Annotated in this window: 18 protein-coding genes; all 18 read left to right on the forward strand. The window is 50.3% G+C overall.

Annotation, left to right across the window (positions count from 1 at the left end):
* The first annotated feature begins 4 nt into the window (after positions 1-4).
* The 18 genes from HLB35_RS17765 (at position 5) to HLB35_RS00190 (ending at position 19740) form a co-directional block, all read left to right on the forward strand.
* Complete coding sequence (locus HLB35_RS17765; protein WP_216601336.1) at positions 5-349, forward strand: ADP-ribosylglycohydrolase family protein; 345 nt, start codon at positions 5-7, stop codon at positions 347-349.
* Between the two features lie 107 nt (positions 350-456).
* On the forward strand, positions 457-1314 hold the full coding sequence (locus HLB35_RS00115; protein WP_171701053.1) for a nuclease-related domain-containing protein: 858 nt from the start codon (positions 457-459) through the stop codon (positions 1312-1314).
* On the forward strand, positions 1311-2108 hold the full coding sequence (locus HLB35_RS00120) for a DEAD/DEAH box helicase (protein ID WP_171701054.1): 798 nt from the start codon (positions 1311-1313) through the stop codon (positions 2106-2108). The genes HLB35_RS00115 and HLB35_RS00120 overlap by 4 nt, the downstream gene beginning before the upstream one ends.
* Positions 2108-3856, forward strand: coding sequence for a DUF262 domain-containing protein (locus HLB35_RS00125; protein WP_171701055.1), 1749 nt, complete (start codon positions 2108-2110; stop codon positions 3854-3856). The genes HLB35_RS00120 and HLB35_RS00125 overlap by 1 nt, the downstream gene beginning before the upstream one ends.
* A 464-nt stretch (positions 3857-4320) precedes the next feature.
* The gene (locus tag HLB35_RS00130) at positions 4321-5337 is read left to right on the forward strand and encodes an IS630 family transposase (RefSeq protein ID WP_171701056.1); all 1017 of its coding nucleotides are present in this window, start codon (positions 4321-4323) and stop codon (positions 5335-5337) included.
* A gap of 356 nt (positions 5338-5693) precedes the next feature.
* The gene (locus HLB35_RS16330) at positions 5694-6035 is read left to right on the forward strand and encodes a hypothetical protein (RefSeq protein WP_216601337.1); all 342 of its coding nucleotides are present in this window, start codon (positions 5694-5696) and stop codon (positions 6033-6035) included.
* Entirely contained in the window at positions 6010-7764 is a 1755-nt protein-coding gene (locus tag HLB35_RS00135; RefSeq protein WP_216601338.1) for a DEAD/DEAH box helicase, read from the forward strand. Before HLB35_RS16330 ends, HLB35_RS00135 begins: the two co-directional genes overlap by 26 nt.
* The gene (locus tag HLB35_RS00140; RefSeq protein WP_171701057.1) at positions 7761-8645 is read left to right on the forward strand and encodes a hypothetical protein; all 885 of its coding nucleotides are present in this window, start codon (positions 7761-7763) and stop codon (positions 8643-8645) included. The genes HLB35_RS00135 and HLB35_RS00140 overlap by 4 nt, the downstream gene beginning before the upstream one ends.
* 19 nt (positions 8646-8664) lie before the next feature.
* Positions 8665-12582 (forward strand): class I SAM-dependent DNA methyltransferase, encoded by a 3918-nt coding sequence (locus HLB35_RS00145; RefSeq protein ID WP_171701058.1) that lies wholly within the window; start codon positions 8665-8667, stop codon positions 12580-12582.
* Positions 12579-13739 (forward strand): hypothetical protein, encoded by a 1161-nt coding sequence (locus HLB35_RS00150; protein WP_171701059.1) that lies wholly within the window; start codon positions 12579-12581, stop codon positions 13737-13739. The genes HLB35_RS00145 and HLB35_RS00150 overlap by 4 nt, the downstream gene beginning before the upstream one ends.
* A gap of 44 nt (positions 13740-13783) precedes the next feature.
* Positions 13784-14182 (forward strand): tellurite resistance TerB family protein, encoded by a 399-nt coding sequence (locus HLB35_RS00155; protein WP_171701060.1) that lies wholly within the window; start codon positions 13784-13786, stop codon positions 14180-14182.
* 277 nt (positions 14183-14459) lie between these two features.
* Entirely contained in the window at positions 14460-15311 is an 852-nt protein-coding gene (locus tag HLB35_RS00160; RefSeq protein WP_171701061.1) for a GTPase, read from the forward strand.
* A 12-nt stretch (positions 15312-15323) separates the two neighbouring features.
* Positions 15324-15782, forward strand: a complete 459-nt coding sequence (locus HLB35_RS00165; RefSeq protein ID WP_171701062.1) for a hypothetical protein — start codon at positions 15324-15326, stop codon at positions 15780-15782.
* A complete protein-coding gene (locus HLB35_RS00170; RefSeq protein WP_171701063.1) occupies positions 15766-16227 on the forward strand; it encodes a hypothetical protein in 462 nt (153 codons plus the stop codon). Before HLB35_RS00165 ends, HLB35_RS00170 begins: the two co-directional genes overlap by 17 nt.
* 47 nt (positions 16228-16274) lie before the next feature.
* Positions 16275-16733, forward strand: coding sequence for a P-loop NTPase family protein (locus HLB35_RS00175; protein WP_171701064.1), 459 nt, complete (start codon positions 16275-16277; stop codon positions 16731-16733).
* A complete protein-coding gene (locus HLB35_RS00180; RefSeq protein WP_171701033.1) occupies positions 16670-17452 on the forward strand; it encodes a hypothetical protein in 783 nt (260 codons plus the stop codon). Before HLB35_RS00175 ends, HLB35_RS00180 begins: the two co-directional genes overlap by 64 nt.
* Before the next feature lie 16 nt (positions 17453-17468).
* On the forward strand, positions 17469-18995 hold the full coding sequence (locus HLB35_RS00185; RefSeq protein ID WP_171701065.1) for a GTPase: 1527 nt from the start codon (positions 17469-17471) through the stop codon (positions 18993-18995).
* Between the two features lie 244 nt (positions 18996-19239).
* On the forward strand, positions 19240-19740 hold the full coding sequence (locus HLB35_RS00190; protein WP_216601339.1) for a hypothetical protein: 501 nt from the start codon (positions 19240-19242) through the stop codon (positions 19738-19740).
* Positions 19741-19756 lie beyond the last annotated feature (16 nt).

Genomic DNA, 19756 nt, shown 5'->3' on the forward strand with positions numbered 1-19756 from the left:
AGATTTGCCGACCTTGTCACCTGAGAGCGATAGCATTCTGGCGATACAGGCAGGTCTGTTCCGACACTGCGAGCGTCATGAAATATCATCCAGTGGTTATGTCATTGATACCCTGGAAGCGGCTTTGTGGTGTTGCTGGCAAGCAGGTTCTTTTGAAGACGCCCTGATTCTTGCTGCCAACCTGGGTGATGATACTGATACCGTCGCTGCTGTAACAGGCCAGTTGGCCGGTGCTGCCTGGGGTATGGAGGCCATTCCCGAGCGCTGGTTAACCTCATTGGCCTGGCGCAATATGATGACCGATATGGCTGATGGCTTGCTGGCGCTGGCAAAACACAGTGATCAGTAAGGTGTAACCTAAGGATTTATTAGTTGGCAGGGTACCCAAGAGGCCCCGGCTCGGTTAGGCTTAAACTAATTGAAATTATGAAACTCGGTAACTAACAGGGAGGTAGTGTGGCCGATATTTATCCCCGCCTGAGCGATTCAGAACTGGAGGCTTTGCCATCCCGAGCTGAAGTCAGAGTTTATCGTCAGCTACGTGCGCTTGATTTTCCTGGGCTTGAAGTCATGCACAGCCTAGCAACGCAGACGCGCAATGAGAAAGGCACCTGGGTGGGTGAAATCGATTTTCTGCTTTTTCATCCGCAGTTTGGGATCCAGCTTTGGGAAGTCAAAGGTGGCGGCGTCTGGCTCGATGGTGAAGGCCAGTGGTGGACAGAAGGCCATCGTGGCACACACAAATTATCCACCACACCCCTTGAACAGCTGAAAAAGCAGACGGGCAGCCTGTTGCAGGCCCTTAACCAGGTATTGCCGGGTATCAAACTGCCCATTGCGCCCGTGCTGGTTTTTCCGGACACCCGTGAATGGCAGGGCACCTTTCCTGAACTGACCTTGAACCGCGACCATCTATTGCTCAAGGGAGACCTGGAAGGCTTGAGTCAGGCTCAACTGACCGCACGATTCAAGAATACTGCCTGGGCGGGTAGGGCCGCTGTGAACGCATTGCCCCTGAGCAAACAGCAAGCGACCCTGATTCAGCATCACCTTTTGCGACCGGCGTGTGCACTAGCGAGCAGCGTTGCCGAACAGGCCCGTGATGTAGACGCTGCCTTGTTTCGCCTGAGTGAAGAGCAGCAGTGGGTGCTGCGCCTGCTAGAGCATATCCCGCGTATGGCAATTTATGGCGGAGCAGGTACCGGCAAAAGCGTGCTGGCGCGTATGCGTGCAGAGCAACAGGCCCGAGAAGGTAAAAGGTGCTGCTGCTGTGCTTTAACATCGCGCTTGCTGAAGCGCATCGAAAAGCCATGACGTCCTTATCTTTGGGTACTATTGAAATTGCTACTTTCCATGAGCTTTGCCAGCGCCGCGCCGAAGCTGCCGGGCTGGGATGGCCCATACCGGATACGCCCGACGATGTAGGCGCCTTTTACAATGACACCGCGCCAGACTTGCTGATCGAAGCTCTGCAACAGACTCCTGAGCAGTGGGATGCTCTGGTGGTAGATGAAGCACAGGACTATATCTCAGACTGGTGGCTACCGATTCATGAAATGTTGGCAGAAGACGCATGTGTTACCTTGTTTGCTGACCCTGAGCAAAATCTTTATGCACGCGACTATCAGCTACCGGTAGATATCTTCGATGGCATGGTGCCGTACCCCTTCACGCTACACCGAAACTACCGCAACGCTTTTGAGATTGCCTGCTGGTTGAAAGAACGCCACAGTGCTGCCGCTGAACCGGGTGAACACCTGCCCAGCAGCCTGAACGCTGTCACTATCCACACCTGGAAAAAGCCTGAGGAACAATGGGCACTATTACAGAAGGCAATTACCCAACTGGAAGAAGACGGCTTCACAGCAGAAGATATATTGCTATTGACGCCCTTTAAGGTCGCTAAGAGTTATGTATTGCAAGCATTGGCAGAGCATAGCCCCCAATACAAAGCTCGCATGTTCAACGTAGCCGCAGTGAAAGGCCTTGAAGCGTCGGTGGTTATTCTGGTGGATATTGGAGCCACCGCCTGGGCCGCGAATTCGAAAGTGGAGTATGTGGGGGCATCTCGGGCAAAAGCTATTCTAAATATACTAAGGAGAAACTAATGAGAGTAGAGCAAATAAACATATCAAACATTTTAACTAAATGTTTTAACGGTAATTTTCAAATACCTGATTTTCAACGTGGTTTTGTATGGTCTCCAGCACAGATTAAGCAACTTGCTATTTCGTTTGTTAAGAACTATCCAATGGGACTAATTACCGCTTGGGAGCAACCTGAAATAGCACATCATGTCTCTGGTGGCAAACTAGAAATTGGAACCGCAGCAAACCCAACTAAATATGGAAGCTATGAGCAAGCACCTGCTGTAGTAAATATGGTGTTAGATGGTAGGCAACGATTGACTGCATTAGCTATACTCTTTGGAGGATTGAGAAATTCAAATAATAATATGAAATTTTCAGGGTATTGGTTTTTTGATTTAGATAAAATTCAAAGTGATGCTGATGATGAAGAGTATGTAGTTTATAAAAAAAAGTATGAATATGAACAAGAGCAGCTGGATTCGCTTTCTAACTGCATAAGAAGAGGATTGATAAATATATCACAATTAGATCTAGCTGGTGATTATAACGGTGGTATTTACAATCCAGAAAACTACCCCGATGGTGTAGTTCCTGATAACAAGGTTTGCCAAAGACGTATACGATCAATTACTTTGCTTCAGCAAAGGTATGCTCAATTTGATATACCGGTTGCTCTCCTGAGTAGTAACTTAGACCTTGGTGCAGTATGTGAGATATTCGATATATTAAATACCACAGGCACAAAGGTTTCAACTTTTGATCTTATTCATAATAATTTATTTATGAAGTCAAATGGCGCCTATAACCTGAGAGAGTCCTTTAACTATTTAGCTGAGCTGCAAAGTGTTGGTTACCTGGTTAGTGAGAAACGTCAAGAGTTTATGTGCCAGATTGCAACAGGTTGCTTTCTTTCGATGCCGCCAGACTATGTTAATGCTCATACTCAAGGAACGGGATTTGCTAAGACCTTAAAGGGAAAAGATTTATTAATAACGCCTCTCGAATTTTATAACGAAATTTTTGTAAGAGATAATGGTGACTTCTTGGAAGAGATTTGTCGCGATCTCTTTAGTAATGTAATTGGGAAGCGTGTATCAATAAATGAAATACCATATCCGGTGCAGGTTGTACTTTATCTTTCTATAAGATGGTATATTCGCTACAATATCAATGAAGGAAGTCGTGCTCAATATATATTTAGAGCTAATAGTTTATTTAAAGCATTTTTTTGGAGGAACACTTTAAATTCTCGCTATGATCAAGGTTATTTAACGAAGTTTAGTAGTGACTTGAGAAAGCTTATAAAAATTATTCACGATACGGAACATTATGATGGGTCAAGATATTGTGCTGAAGCTAATGAAATGCTTGACTCTATTGCCCCGCTTGTTGGTTTTGACGAAATAAAAAGAACTGTCCTTGATGGGGAAATAGGTGGTGCCCATAAGCAGTTGTTAAAGTTATCATTAATGATTTCTGTAACACGTGATATAGTTGATAGTGAGAACTTAGGCTATGATACGAATGATGCTGCTTATAGAGTGCAAATACATCATATTTTTCCAAAAGGATGGGTAAGGGACAACCTCGGTAATGTTGATGTAAGTTCGGCACGAGAAAGTTATGGTGAAAATAATTTTGCGAATTTAATACCAATGAAAGCTCATACTAATAGGGAGTGGCGAGCCATGTCTCCCTCAACTGCAATACACAAAAAAATATTACCTGGGATGCACACGCGAATATTTTGCAAGCCTCTTTTATAGAAATGGAAGCTTTTTCTTGTTTGCAGGACGATGATATGGGTAAGTTTTGGCAACTACGTGCTGAATGTATATCTAGTCATATTTTAAGGCAGCAGAGAGTAATTCTGTAATATATCTATTAGGTGAGTGCTTATGCAGAATTTTCGTATGTATGAGTACCTTAAAATCAATAGATTACAGGCTACCTATGCCATTTGATTTTGCACAGGTATTTGATGGATGATTGAGAGCCTGATTAGTAAGTAAGTTTTTCGAGCTTGCTTCATTTCTGGCCTCTCATATCACTTGATCATGAAGTACAAGCACAGAGCGTGGTAATCGAGAGTTTAAGAGTTTATAAGTTATTATACAACAATTTAAAAGTCATTAGAACTAAGGGTAGTTGAATTTTAGGCGGCAATTAAGTGCCTGATCACAAATTTCCGTGTAACATCGATTTTAAAATCACTGACACGGATAAACCTATGGCAAGGCGTCGCTTTGTTGATCCTCTCACAAAGTCTGAACAGCAGGCACTAACCAAGGCCTATCACCAAAGCGAGAAGCGGGCTTTACGTCGACGTGCGCACGCCATCCTGCTGAGTGATCAGGGCCATACCATCAACCAGATCAGTGACATTCTGCAGGTTCGCCGCGATGCCGTCTCTCGATGGCTCAAACAATGGGAAACGTTGGGGCTTGACGGGCTCGCCGATAAGCCCCGCAGTGGTCGGACACCTATTCTGGACGAGCACGACAACCAGCGATTGAAAGAAATGGTTGTTGAGCAGCCTCATCAGATTCGATCCTTACAGGCTCGGTTTCAGGAAGAGACTGGCAAGACAGTTAGCACGGTGACCCTTCGCCGGGCGTTGAAAAAAAATGATCTCAGCTTCAAGCGCATTCGTCATTCACTGAAGGCACGGCGTAACGAAAGGGATTTCCGCAATACTCAGGGCCTCCTTAAGGCGCTTCAGCAGCAGGAAGACGAAGGCGAGCACGAGCTTTACTATTTTGATGAGTCAGGCTTTTCACAATCGTCGTCAGTGCCATACGCGTGGAGCCCTGTCGGTCAACCCTGCGAAGTGACCGCCTACCCTCGTAGCCGAAGACTAAACGTATTAGGGTTCCTCAGCCATGCAGGAAAGCTTGTCTACCATACCACGACGGAATCAGTGACGGCCGAGACGGTCATCGAAGCCTTCGACACGTTTGTGGCTCAGAAAGACCCTGACACGTTCGCCGTTGTGGTGCTCGATAATGCCAGTATGCATCGCTCCATGGCCTTCAGGAGAAAAATAGTGGAATGGATGTCGCATCGTGTGTATTTGATCTACCTATCAGCTTACTCGCCAGAGCTGAATCTCATTGAGATTTTATGGAAGCAGATGAAGTACGCATGGTTGCCGTTAAGCGCCTATCTTTCGTTTGACCGCCTCTGCAATGAGGTTCATCGCCTACTCGGCGGCTATGGAGTTTTGCACGCGATTAATTTTGAATAGGCACTTAGCATGATTTCGCTGATTGCCACTGAACTTGCCTAACAAGTTCATTTATATATCGTGAAATATATTAGTTTACTCCTAGATAAATTTCTTCAGTAATGAATAGTCTCTATAGCTAATTTAATTATTGCGTTTATATGGCTGCAAACTTTTATGAATTGCTGATTATTTCCATCAACTTAGCGTGACCACAAACCCTTGGCAGCCTTGTCATCTGAGTGGTAACCTCATTTTTATTAATTATCTTTAAGCTCAAGAATTGGAATCTGTGCGACGCCGGATGTCGGAGCCTGGGGTTAACCTGCCTTCCCGACCCACGAATGTCGTCTTGTCTCGTCAGGAAGGAGAGAAGCATGCAAACGCGTTACGCCCCCGGTGCCCGCGTGGTCATTCGTGATTGCGAATGGATTGTGCGCCGCGCCGATGCCAGTGATGATGGCGGTTATGTGCTCACCGTGGATGGCCTTTCCGAGCTGGTCAGTGGTAAAAGCGCGCGCTTTCTCACCCGGCTTGAAGAAGCCGAGGATGCCATCCAGCTACTCGACCCGGCGCACACCCGCTTCGAGCAGGACCTGACCCCGGCTTTGAAAAAGCCGCCTGTTCATCGAGACCCAGCTGCGCCAGATCACCTCGGCGGATCAGCGCATCCATCTCGGCCACAAGGCCGCCATGGACCCGGTGCCGTATCAGCTTGACCCGGCGCTGCAGGCCCTCAAGCAGAACCGCCAGCGCATCCTGATTGCCGATGCGGTAGGGCTGGGCAAGACCCTGGAAGCCGGCATCCTGATGACCGAGCTGATGCGCCGTGGGCGTGGCAAGCGCATCCTGGTGCTGACGCTTAAAAGCATGATGACCCAGTTCCAGAAAGAAATGTGGAACCGCTTCACCATTCCGCTCACCCGCCTGGATTCTGCGGGGCTGCAGCGGGTACGCAACAACATCCCCGGCAACCAGAACCCCTTTTACTACTACGACAAGTCGATTATCTCCATCGACACCCTCAAGCAGGATAACGAATACCGCCGCCATCTGGAGCAGGCCTACTGGGATATCATCGTGATTGATGAAGCCCACAACGTGGCCGAACGCGGTTCCAGCTCCCAGCGTGCTCAGCTGGCGCAGCTGTTGGCAGGGCGCTCGGATACGCTCATCATGCTCTCCGCCACGCCCCACGATGGCAAGGCGCGCAGTTTTGCCAGCCTGATGAACATGCTTGACCCCACGGCCATCTCTGACCCGGACGACTACGCCCGGGAAGATTTCCGCGACAAGGGCCTGGTGATCCGCCGCTTCAAGAAAGACATCCGCGATCAGGTGCAGCAGGAATTCAAGGAGCGCGTGGTCAAGGATCTGTATCTGGACGCCTCACCCCAGGAGGAGGCTGCCTACCAGACCCTGCTGGACGTACCCTTTACCTACGCCGGAGAGCACAGCGAGACCAAAAACGGCCAGCTGGTGCGGATTGGCCTGCAGAAATCCCTGTTCAGCTCCCCGGCGGCGGCCCAGGTATCGGTAGATCAGCGCCTCAAAAAGCTGCAAAGCCGCGAGCGCAAGCAAGGCGAGCTGACCGAGGACGAGCAGCACGAAATCCAGTCGCTTCACTCACTGCAGCTGGCGCTCGGCAATATCACCCCGCAGAATTTCAACAAGTACCGCGAACTGCTGGCGCTGCTCAAAAGCAAGGAGTTCGGCTGGAAAGAAAAGACCAACAGCGAAGACCGCCTGGTGATCTTCAGTGAGCGCATTGAAACCCTGCGCTGGCTGCAAACCCAGCTGATGGACGACTTGAAACTCAAAGAGCAGGCCATTGCCATCCTTCACGGCGGCATGAGCGATATCGAGCAGCAGGGCATTGTGGAAGCTTTCGGCAAGGCCGACACCCCGCTGCGGGTGCTGCTGTGTTCCGATGTGGCCTCGGAAGGCATCAACCTGCATTACCTGTCGCATCGCCTGGTGCATTTTGATCTGCCCTGGTCGCTGATGGTCTTCCAGCAGCGCAATGGTCGGGTTGACCGTTACGGCCAGACCGAGATCCCCATCATCACCTACCTGATCAATCAGAGCGACAACCCCAAGGTGCGCGGAGACCAACGCATTCTGGAAATCCTCAAGGAAAAGGACGAGCAGGCCTACAAGAACATCGGCGACCCGGCCACCTTTATGAAGGTGCACGACCCAGAGGCCGAAGTAGCCTTGACCGCTGCGGCCATGGCGGAGGCGACGCCCGCTGCCAGCTTTGACCAGCAGTATCAGCCGGATGACAGCAACGAAGGCGACGACCTGCTGGCGCTGTTTCTCAACCCGGAAGCCGTAGAACCGCCCCCGAACCGGCCAGCGCCGAGGAGGGCCCACCCGGCACCGCCGAGCGCTACAGCCTGTTCGAAAGCGACTTTACCTTTGCCCGCCAGGCACTGGAGGCCTTGAACCGCGAGCGCCGCCAGGTGGATGTCAGCGTCAACCCGGAGCGCCAAACCCTCAGCCTGACCCTGCCGGACGATCTGGATTACCGCTTTCGCTTTCTGCCGCCGGAAATCCGCCCGGAGCACGGCACCCTGGTGCTCACCGCCGATAAAGCCCGCTTTGAAGAAGAGATCCGCCGCAGCCGCCAGGATGAAAACGCCTGGCCCAAGCTGCATTACCTCTGGCCCCAGCACCCGGCCATCCAGTGGCTGGAAGACAAACTGTTGGCCCAGGTGGCCCGCCACAGCGCCCCGGTGCTGGCCCTGCCTGATACCCCTGAGGTCGCCGCTGCCATGCCCGTGGGGGAAAGCGTTTTTCTGGTCAGCGGCCTGATCCCTAATCGCAAGGCTCACCCGGTGATCTGGCGCTGGTTTGCGGTCAAAACCCGCCAGGGCAGGGTGGTGGAGGTAGTGCCCGCAGAAAGCTGGCTGCCCACGCTACCCCTGGATAACCGCCTGCCCAACCGCGCCCAGCCGGTTGACATGGCGCCGCTGGAAGCCCTGCGCCAACCGGTTATCGATGCTACCCACGCCGAGATGCAGGCCCATCAGCAGGCTTACACCCAAACCAAACAGGCCGAGCTTGCCGAACAGCTGGCCGCGCTGGAAGCCCTCAAGGGCCGCCAGATAAGCCAGCTGACCCTGCAGCTGGAAAGCTCCGGCCAGGCCGAGCACTTCAAGGCCGCACGCAAGGAAGAACGCCTGCAACGCATCGAACGGGTGTTCCGCGACTATGAAACCTGGGTGCAGGACACCCTGACCATCGAGCCGGTGCCCTTTATCCAGATCATTGCCGTGCTTACTCGGGAAAACGACGAAACGCCAGCCCAGGGCACACCTGCGTAGTGCAAAGGAGCAAGACGACATGGCCATTCAGGATACTGCCGCCACCTTCGTGGGCTTGACCAACGAGAACGAATTCTTCAGCGCCCACTACCTGGCGGATGTGTTTCAAGGCGATTTCGCCGAGACCATCAAGCACTGGGAAAGCCAGGAAGAGCAGGCCAAGGAGCAGGGCGACACCCAGCCCACGCCGCATCGCGGCCTGCGCAACCTTCACCAGGCCTACTTTGCCCTGCGTCATCGCCTCAAAAACGAGCGCCAGGCCGCCGAGCGCATTCGCCTGCAGCGCGACTTCTTCCGCCAGCTGATGGGCGTGCTGGGCATTCCCTGGCAACCGGAAAACCGCCTGCTGGCGCCGGAGGCCGAACTGCCGGTGCTCAGCGCTCTGGGCAGCCAGCTCTGGGTGCTGGGCGCGCTGGACCCAGACAACGACGGCGAAGACCCGCTTTCCCTGACCCTGCACGCCAACCAGTTCGTTGGCGATGGCCCGCACCACCCCAAGCTGGCCGGTAGCCACTGGTACCGTTTGCTTAATGAAGGCGTCTTCCGCCAGACCCCGCCGCACCATGAGCACCCACCGCGCTGGGTGCTGCTGCTCAGCGACCGCCAGGGCATTCTGATCGACCGCTACAAATGGTCCCAGAACCGCATGCTGCGCTTCGACTGGGAAGAGATTCTTGGCCGCCGCGATGACAAGACCCTCAAGGCCAGCGCCGTGCTGCTTCACCGCGAAAGCCTGGCCCCACAGGATGCCGATGGCCAGCCCGACCAGTGCCGTCTGGATACCCTGGACGAAAACAGCCACAAGCACGCCTTTGCCGTCTCCGATGACCTCAAGTACGCCCTGCGCAACGCCATTGAACTGCTGGGGAATGAGGCCACTCAACAACTGATTGCCCAGGCCCAGGAGCGCAAGGCGGGCATCTACTCAGGCCAAAATGCCCTCGACCCGGACCAGCTCTCCCGGGAATGCCTGCGCACCATGTACCGCATTCTGTTTCTGTTCTACATCGAGGCGCGCCCGGAATTGGGCTACCTGCCGTCTGATGATGAAACCTGGCGGCTGGGCTACAGCCTGGAATCCCTGCGTGATCTGGAAAATGTGCGCCTGACCAGCGAAGAGAGCCGCCGCGGCAGCTACTTCCATGCAAGCCTGCAGCGCATGTTCCAGCTGATTTACAACGGCTACGCCGCCGAGCGCCAGGGCGATACCCTGCATGAAAGCAGCGCCAATGCCTTCAGCCTGCAAGGGCTGGAAAGCCACCTGTTCGACCCGGCCCGCACGCCGCTGCTTAACCGCGTCACCTTCAGTAACGAGACCCTCCAGCAGGTCATCCAGAGCATGTCGCTTACCCGGCCAGCAAAAGGCAAGAAGCGCCGTGGCCGGGTCAGCTACACCCAGCTTGGCATCAACCAGTTGGGCGCCGTGTATGAGGCGCTGCTGAGCTACCGGGGCTTTTTTGCCAGCGAGGATCTCTTTGAAGTCGCACCAAAGGGGCACAACATCAACCCCGATGCCCTCGATACCGGCTACTTTGTCACCCGCCAACAGCTGGAGGAATTCGACGAGCAGGAGCGCGTGTTTGATCACATCGACGGCAAGCTCAGCCTGCGCCGCCACCCCAAGGGCAGCTTTATCTACCGCATGGCCGGGCGCGACCGGGAAAAATCCGCCAGTTACTACACCCCGGAAGTGCTGACCAAAAGCCTGGTGAAATACACCCTCAAAGAGCGCCTGACCGATGACCTGAGTGCCGATGCGATTCTCGGGCTGAGCGTCTGTGAGCCAGCCATGGGCAGCGCGGCCTTCCTTAACGAGGCCGTTAACCAGCTGGCGGAAGCCTACCTGACCCGCAAGCAGCGCGAGCTTAACGAGCGCATTCCCCATGAGGATTACCCGCGGGAGCTCCAGCGGGTCAAGATGCATATTGCCGACCACAACGTCTACGGGGTGGATCTTAACCCGGTCGCGGTGGAGCTGGCGGAAGTCTCGCTGTGGCTCAACGCCCTGACCGGCGGCCACAGCGTGCCCTGGTTTGGCTACCAGCTGTTTACCGGCAACAGCCTGATCGGCGCCCGCCGGGAGGTCTACCCGGCCAGTGCCCTGAAAAAACAGCACAGAGACGGCCTCTGGTACAACACCGCCCCGCGCCGCCTGCCGCCCGAAACCCTGTTAACGCCGGAGGGAGAGGGCGCGCGAAAAGAAGGCGAGATTTACCACTTTCTGCTGCCCGACCCCGGCATGGTGGGCTACAGCGATAAAACTGCGAAAAAGCTGCGCCCCGAGGCGTTCAAGAAGATCAACGCCTGGAAAAAAGCTTTTTGCGCCCCGCTGGATAACAGCGAGATCAAGACCCTGCAGCTGCTCAGCGCGGCCGTAGACCGCCTATGGCGTGAGCACACCCGAATGCTCACCCACGACCGTAAGCTCACCCAGGATGCCTACACCCTCTGGGGCCAGCCGGGGGCCGAAGCCCACCACACCAGCACCCGTGAGAAAGATGACATTCACGCCCGCGGCATTTTCAACACCCACGCCCGCATGGCCTCGCCGTATCGGCGGCTCAAGCTGGCCATGGATTACTGGTGTGCCCTGTGGTTCTGGCCGCTGGATAGAGTCGATGAACTGCCCAACCGCGAACAGTGGCTGTTTGACCTCAATACCTTGCTCAATAGCGCCGGCACCTTCACCTTTGGCCCCACCCAGGAAAGCCTGCTGGGCGAGGGCGAAGCGCCCGAACCCGCTGAAGCCGCTGCGCTCAACGCTGAAAGCGCTGATACCCAAAGCGCTGAAAACCAAAGCCCCTTCGCCAAGCCGGTGGACGACCTCTTTGCCGCCGATGACCCCCAGCCAACGCTGAATACCGTCTCTCAAGCGGAAAGCCGCCCAGAAACCCGGCCCGAAACACAAGCCGCCCAGGCGGTCAGCAGCCCCCGCGGCGAGCTCAACCTGGAAAAGCTGTTCAGAAACCCGGTCTTCAACGCCCTGAAAGTGGCCAATACCCTGGCGGAGCAGTACCGCTTCTTCCACTGGGAGCTGGCCTTTGCCGATACCTTCGCCCACCGCGGCGGCTTTGATATCACCCTGGGCAACCCGCCCTGGCGCAAGGTGGAATGGCAGGAAGGCGGCATCCTCGGCGACCACAACCCGCGCTTTGTGCTGCACCGGCTTAGCGCCACCCAGCTCACCCGCGAACGCGAAGCCGCCTTTGAGCGCAGCCCCGCGCTGCAGAGCGCCTGGTTTGCTGAGCTGGCCGAGGCTGAAGGCGCCCAGGCGTTTTTAAACGCCACCCAGAACTACCCGCAGCTCGCCGGGCAAAAAGCCAATCTGTATAAATGCTTTCTGCCCCGCGCCTGGGCCAATGGTAACGCGCAGGGCGTCAGTGGCTTTCTGCACCCGGAAGGGATTTACGACGACCCCAAGGGTGGAGCGTTTCGAAGGGAGGTGTATCAGCGTCTTCGTGCTCATTTTCAATTTGCAAATGCTTTCTTTCTATTTGCTGAAGTACATGATCAAACAAGATTTGGTATTAATGTTTATGGTCCGACATTAGATGTGCCTAGTTATTCATCCATGTCTAATGTGTTTTTGCCAAAAACCATTGATGAATCATTTACTCACTCAGGTTATGGAAACGTTCCTGGAATTAAGCATGAGTCTAGTGAAGAAGCGGGTGGCAGTAAGGTTCTTTGGAATACCCAAGGCCACCGTGATCGCATTATCGAAATTGGCCAGCATGAGTTGGCGCTTTTTGCCCAGTTATACGATGAAGCCGGTACCGATGCCCTGGAAGCCCGTTTGCCCGCCCTGCATGCCAAGCAGTTAATGGCGGTACTTGATAAATTCGCCGCCCAGCCCCGGCGGCTGGCCGATCTGCAGGGGCAGTACTATTCCAGCAGCACTGGAACGAGGTCAATTCCCAACAAGATGGCACTATGAAACGGGAAACCCGTTTTCCAGTAAACGCCGAAGAATGGATACTCTCCGGCCCGCATTTCTTTGTCGGCAGCCCTTTCTATAAGACCCCGCGGTCAAAGTGCACGCAGAACAGCCACTACGACATCCTCGACCTGAACACCCTGCCGGACGACTACCTGCCGCGCACCAACTACGTGCCCGCCTGCGACCCCGCCACCTACTGCGACCGCACCCCCACCGTGCCCTGGGTGGAAGAAGGCGAGCATCGGCCAAAGCGGGTGACGGAGTATTATCGGTTGGTTAATCGGGAGATGATAGGGCCTTCATCTGAACGGACTCTGATGACAGCAATTATTCCGCAAGGGGCTGCACATATAAATACCTGTCTTTGTACTGCTTTCAGGTCAGATCAAACCATGCTGGACTATTACAGCATGACGTTATCAGTTGTTCTGGACTACCGCGTGAAAAGTACAGGTATGGGTCACGCCAACACGTCATTGATTAACCAATTGCCAGTGTTAAGTGATAACCGAGTTCGAGAAGCGCTTCATGTTCGCGCTCTTGCATTAGTAAGTATTACCCACCACTACGCGGTCCTCTGGCAATCTAACTGGCAAGATAGTTTCCGCCAGCAGCAGTGGGCCACCCGCGCGCCCATCGCCGCGCTGCCCCAGGATTTCTTCGCCAACCTGACCCCACACTGGCAGCGCCACAACGCTCTGCGCAGCGACTACGCCCGCCGCCAGGCGCTGGTGGAAATAGATGTGCTGGTCGCCCAGGCCCTCGGCCTCACCCTGGAAGAACTGCTGACGATCTACCGCGTCCAGTTCCCGGTCATGCGCCAGTACGAAGCCGAAACGTATTACGACCAAACCGGCCGCATCGTCTTCACCCCCAGCAAAGGCCTCGTCGGCGTCGGCCTACCGCGCAAAGCCAAACCCGCCGAACTGAAAGAAGGCACACGCTACAGCGCCGAAAGCCCCCAGATCACCACCCAAAACGCCGCCCTCGGCTGGGAAGATATCCAGAACTTGACCCAAGGCACGGTAAGCAAAACTTACTTAGACGATACTCTGCCTGGTGGACCTATGGAGCGCACCGTGGAATACCAAGCGCCGTTCTTCCGCCCGGACAGGGAAGAGGATTATCGGGTGGCGTGGGAAATATTTAGTTAATAAGGCTGTGAGATAAAGCGCAGTAAATTGAAGAGGAAACTAAGATGTTTTTGAATCGTTTGACTTTGGCGGAAAAAAAAGCTTTTTTGAAAGTTGCTCATCATGTCGCTCACATAGACAACGAATTTAGCAAGGAAGAGGGAGTGATAATTGATAAATACTGCATGGAAATGCAAATAGATGATGTGGAATATGATCCCAATGAGTTTGATTTGACATCTGAGCTTTGCATTTTTCAAGAAGATGGCCATAAGAAAATAGCGCTCCTTGAACTGATGGTGCTTGTATTTTCAGATGGTCATTTACACCATGCAGAAGAAACGATCGTTAATGAGATTGTAAAACAATTTGGTCTTAACCCGAATCTGGCAATTGTTTATAAAGAATGGGCCAAGAGCATTCTTTCGTTATTCGTCCAGGGGGAGGCTCTGATTCATTTATGACTTATCCATGTACGCGGTGTGGCCTTTGCTGTCAAAAAATCGATAAGGTAGTTGAGCTGAAAAAATATGACCGTGGAGATGGAGTATGTAAGTATTACAAGCAAGATGGTAGTTGCATAATTTACAGACAACGCCCGATAGCTTGTCGAATTGATGAGGGATATGTGATATTTGCAAGCGATCAAATGTCTCTCGAACAATATTATCGTGCTAACGCTCAAGCATGTAACCAATTGCAAGAGGAAGCGAGTTTTTCGCCCAACTGGAGGGTTATCTTATGACGCTAAATCAAGACCAGAGTGTGACAGAAAGGTTAGGTGAGTTGGAGGCGATGCTTCCGAGTTCTGCAGCAAACATCCGCCGGTTATCCGTATTGCTGGATAGTGGAGAAAAGCCGAAAGTTGCTGTTTTCGGAAAGTACAATCATGGTAAAAGTACGCTCCTTAACGCCATGATCGGGCAGGAGGTATTCAAAGTTGCGGATAAACGCGAGACGATTTCAGTTAGCCAATTCGATCATGATGATGTTACCTGGATAGACACTCCTGGGTTAGATGCAGACGTGAAGGGCGAAGATGACCGTCGAGCTATGACAGCAGCATTGGAAAGAGCTGATATTTTGTGTCTGGTGCACAATGTTAAAGCAGGTGAGTTAGACCGCAGTGAAATGAAGTTATATAGACAGTTAATGCGGCAGGACAGTAACTATCGTAGTAAGTTGGTTTTAGTGTTAACTCAGATTGATCAGGTCACGTCTGACGATTTAATTAAGGTTGTCAACACGATTAATGCCCAGCTGCCTGATCTAAAAATTGTTGAAGTTTCGGCTATGCGCTATATCCGCGGCAACCGTGAAAATAAAGATGGTTTTATTAAAGCAAGTGGCATGCTTGAGTTTCAGAGCTATTTGAATTCACTTAAACTTGAAATTTCTAGATTAAGAAAAACGGAAGGAAAAAGATTGGTCCAAAAAGCACGTGTTGAGCTTTCAGAATTAGTTAAGGATCGGAAACAGGAACTAGCAAGTAAGACGGATGATTTAGAGAAGCATGTTCAAGAGTTTTGGTCTGATGTAGAAGGTGCTCGCAAAAAAATTTTGGAGCGAGCTAAAAAACTGGATTTGGTTTAAAGGAGACAGAGTATGCCTATCCCTTGGTTAGTTGGTGGCGCTGTTGTGGCTGCCGCCACCGTAATAGCTGCTGCCGTATCTGACAAAAATTCTTCCGAAAGCTCGACTAGTTTAACAAGTGATCAGGAACGTGATCAAGAACGTAAGCTGAAAAAGGAGCGGATGCGTAAGGAAACTGCAGTCAAAGAGAAAGATCTTAAGAATTATACTTGCCGAATCGCTAAAAACTTAGTCCAAAAATACAGAAATGTGGATCAAGACGTAATGCACAAGAAACTTGAGCCACTTTTAAAAGTTTCTCACTTGGATAACTTAGGTTTGTCGGAAGAAGTTAAGCCTGTCTCACAGTTAGTGGAGTTGACAGATAATTTCCAATACAAAAATGAAATAATAGAGTCTTTGGAAGATGAGCTGGAAGATTTGGAACAGGGAGTGTCACTGCTGGAGATACTGAATGAAAAATTTAAATAGTTATTTAGTCAATGCGGTCGAAAATTTTGCCCAGTCGTTTGAAAAAGTCTCTGCCGGCGAAGAAGAATTAATGAATATCCGTGATGAGTTCGCACGTAGAGTGATGCGGATTTCGCCGGTACAGGATAATGTGCGGCAAAGTAATCCTTTAATGGAATCCTGTAAGGCTGTGGAAAGCCAAATGAGAACGGTTATCGAAAATTCCGTCAAAGACTGGGATGCTAGCCAAACCACTCGTGAATTATCAGATTGTTTTGCCGATAAAGCTATTTTGCTTGTGTTCGGGAAAGTTAATGCTGGCAAAAGCTCGCTTTGCAACTATGTCGCTTCTTTGTTCCACTCTAGCGATGTGCAGTTCTTTTATCTCGAAGGTGGTCAAGTAGAGAAATCAGATGAACCCTTTCAAGAGGGTGTTACTGAGACCACAGCGAGAATTCAGGGGTAGAATTGGGGAATAGGCTAGTTTTATTGGATTCTCCCGGGCTGCACTCAGTGACGGATGAAAACGGCCAGCTAACTCGCCTTTTTACAGATAGTGCTGATGCGGTTTTATGGTTAACGCCCTCTACCTCTCCTGGACAAGTACAGGAACTTGATGATCTTAAAATTGAGCTTGAAAGCGGGAAACCACTTCTGCCGGTTATTACCCGTAGTGATGCTAGAGAGGAGGACTTTGACGAAGAGGGAACTCTGTATAGCATCCTTGTAAATAAAACGTCAGAAAACCGTAAAGAACAGGAACAGGATGTATATTGCAGAGCTATCGATAAGCTTGGCAAACAAAAGGAGGTTAAAACCCCTTCTCTATATCGGTGCACGCACATAAAAATTCAGCTGATTCTAATCGTAGTTTGCAGGAAAGCGGTCTTGCTGAATTGGAAGATCGAATGGCTGACTTGGTTGCAGAAGCAGCAGACTATAAGCCGCGCAAGGCTAGACAGCAGGTTGTAAATTATTTGGACCGCTCCGTTCTTCAATCCATAGAAAGCAATCTCTTACCAGCAGTAGATGACCTTGATCATTTGATTGCTAGTGAGAGCAAAAACGCGATTAGGCGTCGGAAAGAAGCATTGTTAAAGCTGCAGCAGGAACTGTCGGAAAAGGTTATAGATTGGGCAGAGGAATTGAAAGATAGAGGGGATAGAGCTCTATTGGCCACACGTATCAATACCTTAATCACAGACCGACTGACCATAGAGCTTCGTCACTCGGTTGAGAGCTTTTTGGAGAATGTGGATACGATACTCGTTCAGGTTGAAGAGAATGATATTGGGAGTTTTGAAGACATTGAAATCGAGTATTCGAAGGTGTCAGGTCGAGCAAAACAAGCTGCGGCATCAGCCGGAGGCGCTGTAGCGGGAGCCGCAGCTGGCAGTGTTTTTGGCCCTGTGGGTACAGTTGTTGGAGGTGCGCTGGGTGGCCTTCTTGGTGGTGCAGGTGGGCAATACTTGGTTGAAACTGAAATTGTGAAAGAGAAGGTTGGAGTCGATGCGACCCAAGCTATTGAAGAGACTTTAAAGAAGCTGGATCAGAAGCTTCCATCTTTTGTAAAGCGAACGTTTGAACCTTGGGATGAGGCTCTTAACGAAATGAAGAGGAGCTCAAGGAAAATTCGCTCTGAAATTCAGATTTTTGAACAGAGTCTAAATGACGCTAAGGAATATATTTAGATGAAAATGAACGCTATTGCTAAGATTGATAAAAATCTGGAAGAATTATTCGAGCTTTCTGAGCGTTACTTGGGAGCTAAAAGTAGCAATCCTTAAAGAAGAGTATTATGCAAAGAAAAGTGAATCGATTCTTCAGGCTATGCTTTTTGGTAGTTATAACGCAGGTAAAAGTAGCTTGATTAATGCACTCCTTGTGCAAGAAGTAGCAGCGGTTGGGGATATTCCAAAAACTTCAGTTGCAGATGTTTATAGCTGGAATGGTTGTTATTTACTTGACACACCTGGAGTTAATGCGCCAATTGAGCACGAGGAAGTTACTGAATCGGAAATTGATAGATCAGAACTCATTTTGTTTGTTGTGCGTCAAGGTGATCAAGACGTAAAAGATGTTTACGAAAGAATGTTTAAAATGTTATCAAGGGGTAAAAATATTTTTATTGTATTTAACCATGAGTTGATCCCTGAACAGCTCCCAGAAGCGCTAGAGCGATTAACTGACATCATGGCTAAATATGCAAATGATTATAGAATCGAACTTCAGAGAGTTAGCGAGATTCCAGTGATTCCAGTAAATGTAAAGACTGCTATGAAAGCTCGTCTAAAAGGCTCTGAGCATCTAGCTGAGTATTCTGGTATTGTATATTTTGAACGCGTCTTTATGTCATGGTTGCGTGACTTTGATAATGAGGTCGATTACTTAGACCGGCTAAAGAAATATATCCAACAGTGTCTGGTGAGTCCGTTATTAAATGCAATATCAAATGAAAATAATACTGATAAATCAGCTGAACTGAAAAAACTTCAATATCAACGTGATGATATAATCCGTCAATATGACCTTTTAGATTCTCAAGTGACTAATCACGTACGGGCAGAAATGGTACGTTTAAAGCCTGAAATTGCTTCAGCAATAAATAAATCGTCTTCAAAATTAGAAATTGAAAGCGAGATAATGAAGTTGTCAGACGGCGTAGTCAAGACTACCGCAGATTTCTTGCAGCAGCGCTGTGATGAAGTTATTGACGACTTGAATGCTTCGCTGGATATTTCTTTTGAATCAGATAATAAGGGAGATAGTTCCCACGTTAGTGATACTATTGAAAAGGCTGTAATGGAAGGTGCTAGAGCAATAGATTCCGAAACTATCAAGAATGGTCTCTTGATGCTCAGAAAATTAAAATTTCCAGGCATTAAAGGTCGGTGGGAAAAAACGTTAGGCGGCTGGGCAAATAAGGCTAGCTGGTTTGTAACGGTTGTCGTTTCAGCTTATGAAATTTATTCAGCCTCTGCTGAGCAAGATGAGCATAATGCTGAGCAGCGTCGGCAAATTCTTGGCGTTCATCAAGCTATAGAAGGAATAGCGGGTGAAATCAGTTCTGCGATTCTTGATGAAACTAGGAAGGTAATTTCTGGTGCGAAAGAGAATTCCTTAATTCAGATTGATTCTCAAATCCAAGATATAACCAATTACTGTGACCAGCACATTAAAGATGATGAGCGTGTGAACAGTATTGCAGCCACGATTGATTCATTAACCATTTAGATAATGCTCTCATGTCAAAAAATCACTAAATATTAAACTGGGTGAAGAATTCTCAAATGAAAAAAATGATTTTTATCGAAGATCACGTAGTGCCCCAGCTTTTACCAGCGCCCAGGAAGCCTATAGATTTGATCACAAGAGCAGTGAAAGAGGAAAAGCCTACAAGAATCTGGAAACTTTCGGTCTGCTCTGGGGCTACTCTATTCCGAAGAAAGGCAATACGCCACCCAAAGTTATTGCTACTATGTGCACAGTTGAAACCTCAGCTACTCGTCATAATGAATGGGTTGCACCCAATTTTGAGTCATTAAAGGCTAAAAAGAAGTTCTTCCAGAGTTATTGGCCCAATATCGAACTGGTCGGCACCTTCCACTCCCACCCCTATAAAAATCTCAATGAAGTCATAGAATGCAAAGGTTGGCGGGCTTCTGACAGCTCTGATGGCGAGGCAAATGATCAGGTATTCTTCCCGTATTTTCATGAAGAGATCGCCCCTGAGCAATACACCTTGGCGCACCTGATTGTTGCCGTAACGGAGCTTGAAAAGCGTGGCTGGGCCTACCCTGACCGCTTATCGGGAAGTGAGAGAACAAAGGGCTACAGGTTATCAGCCGATAATTACAAATTCTGGATCCGGGGCTATTCAACTGATTTTGTTGAAGATCCTGAAGGTGAGGAAGGCACTTTTGTTTTTTCTGATGACAGCGACCTTGAAATGCCGTCACTGGAAAATCGATTTAAGTGATATTGTCAATAACTCG

Source organism: Vreelandella azerica (genome assembly GCF_013112225.1).
GTDB lineage: Bacteria > Pseudomonadota > Gammaproteobacteria > Pseudomonadales > Halomonadaceae > Vreelandella > Vreelandella azerica.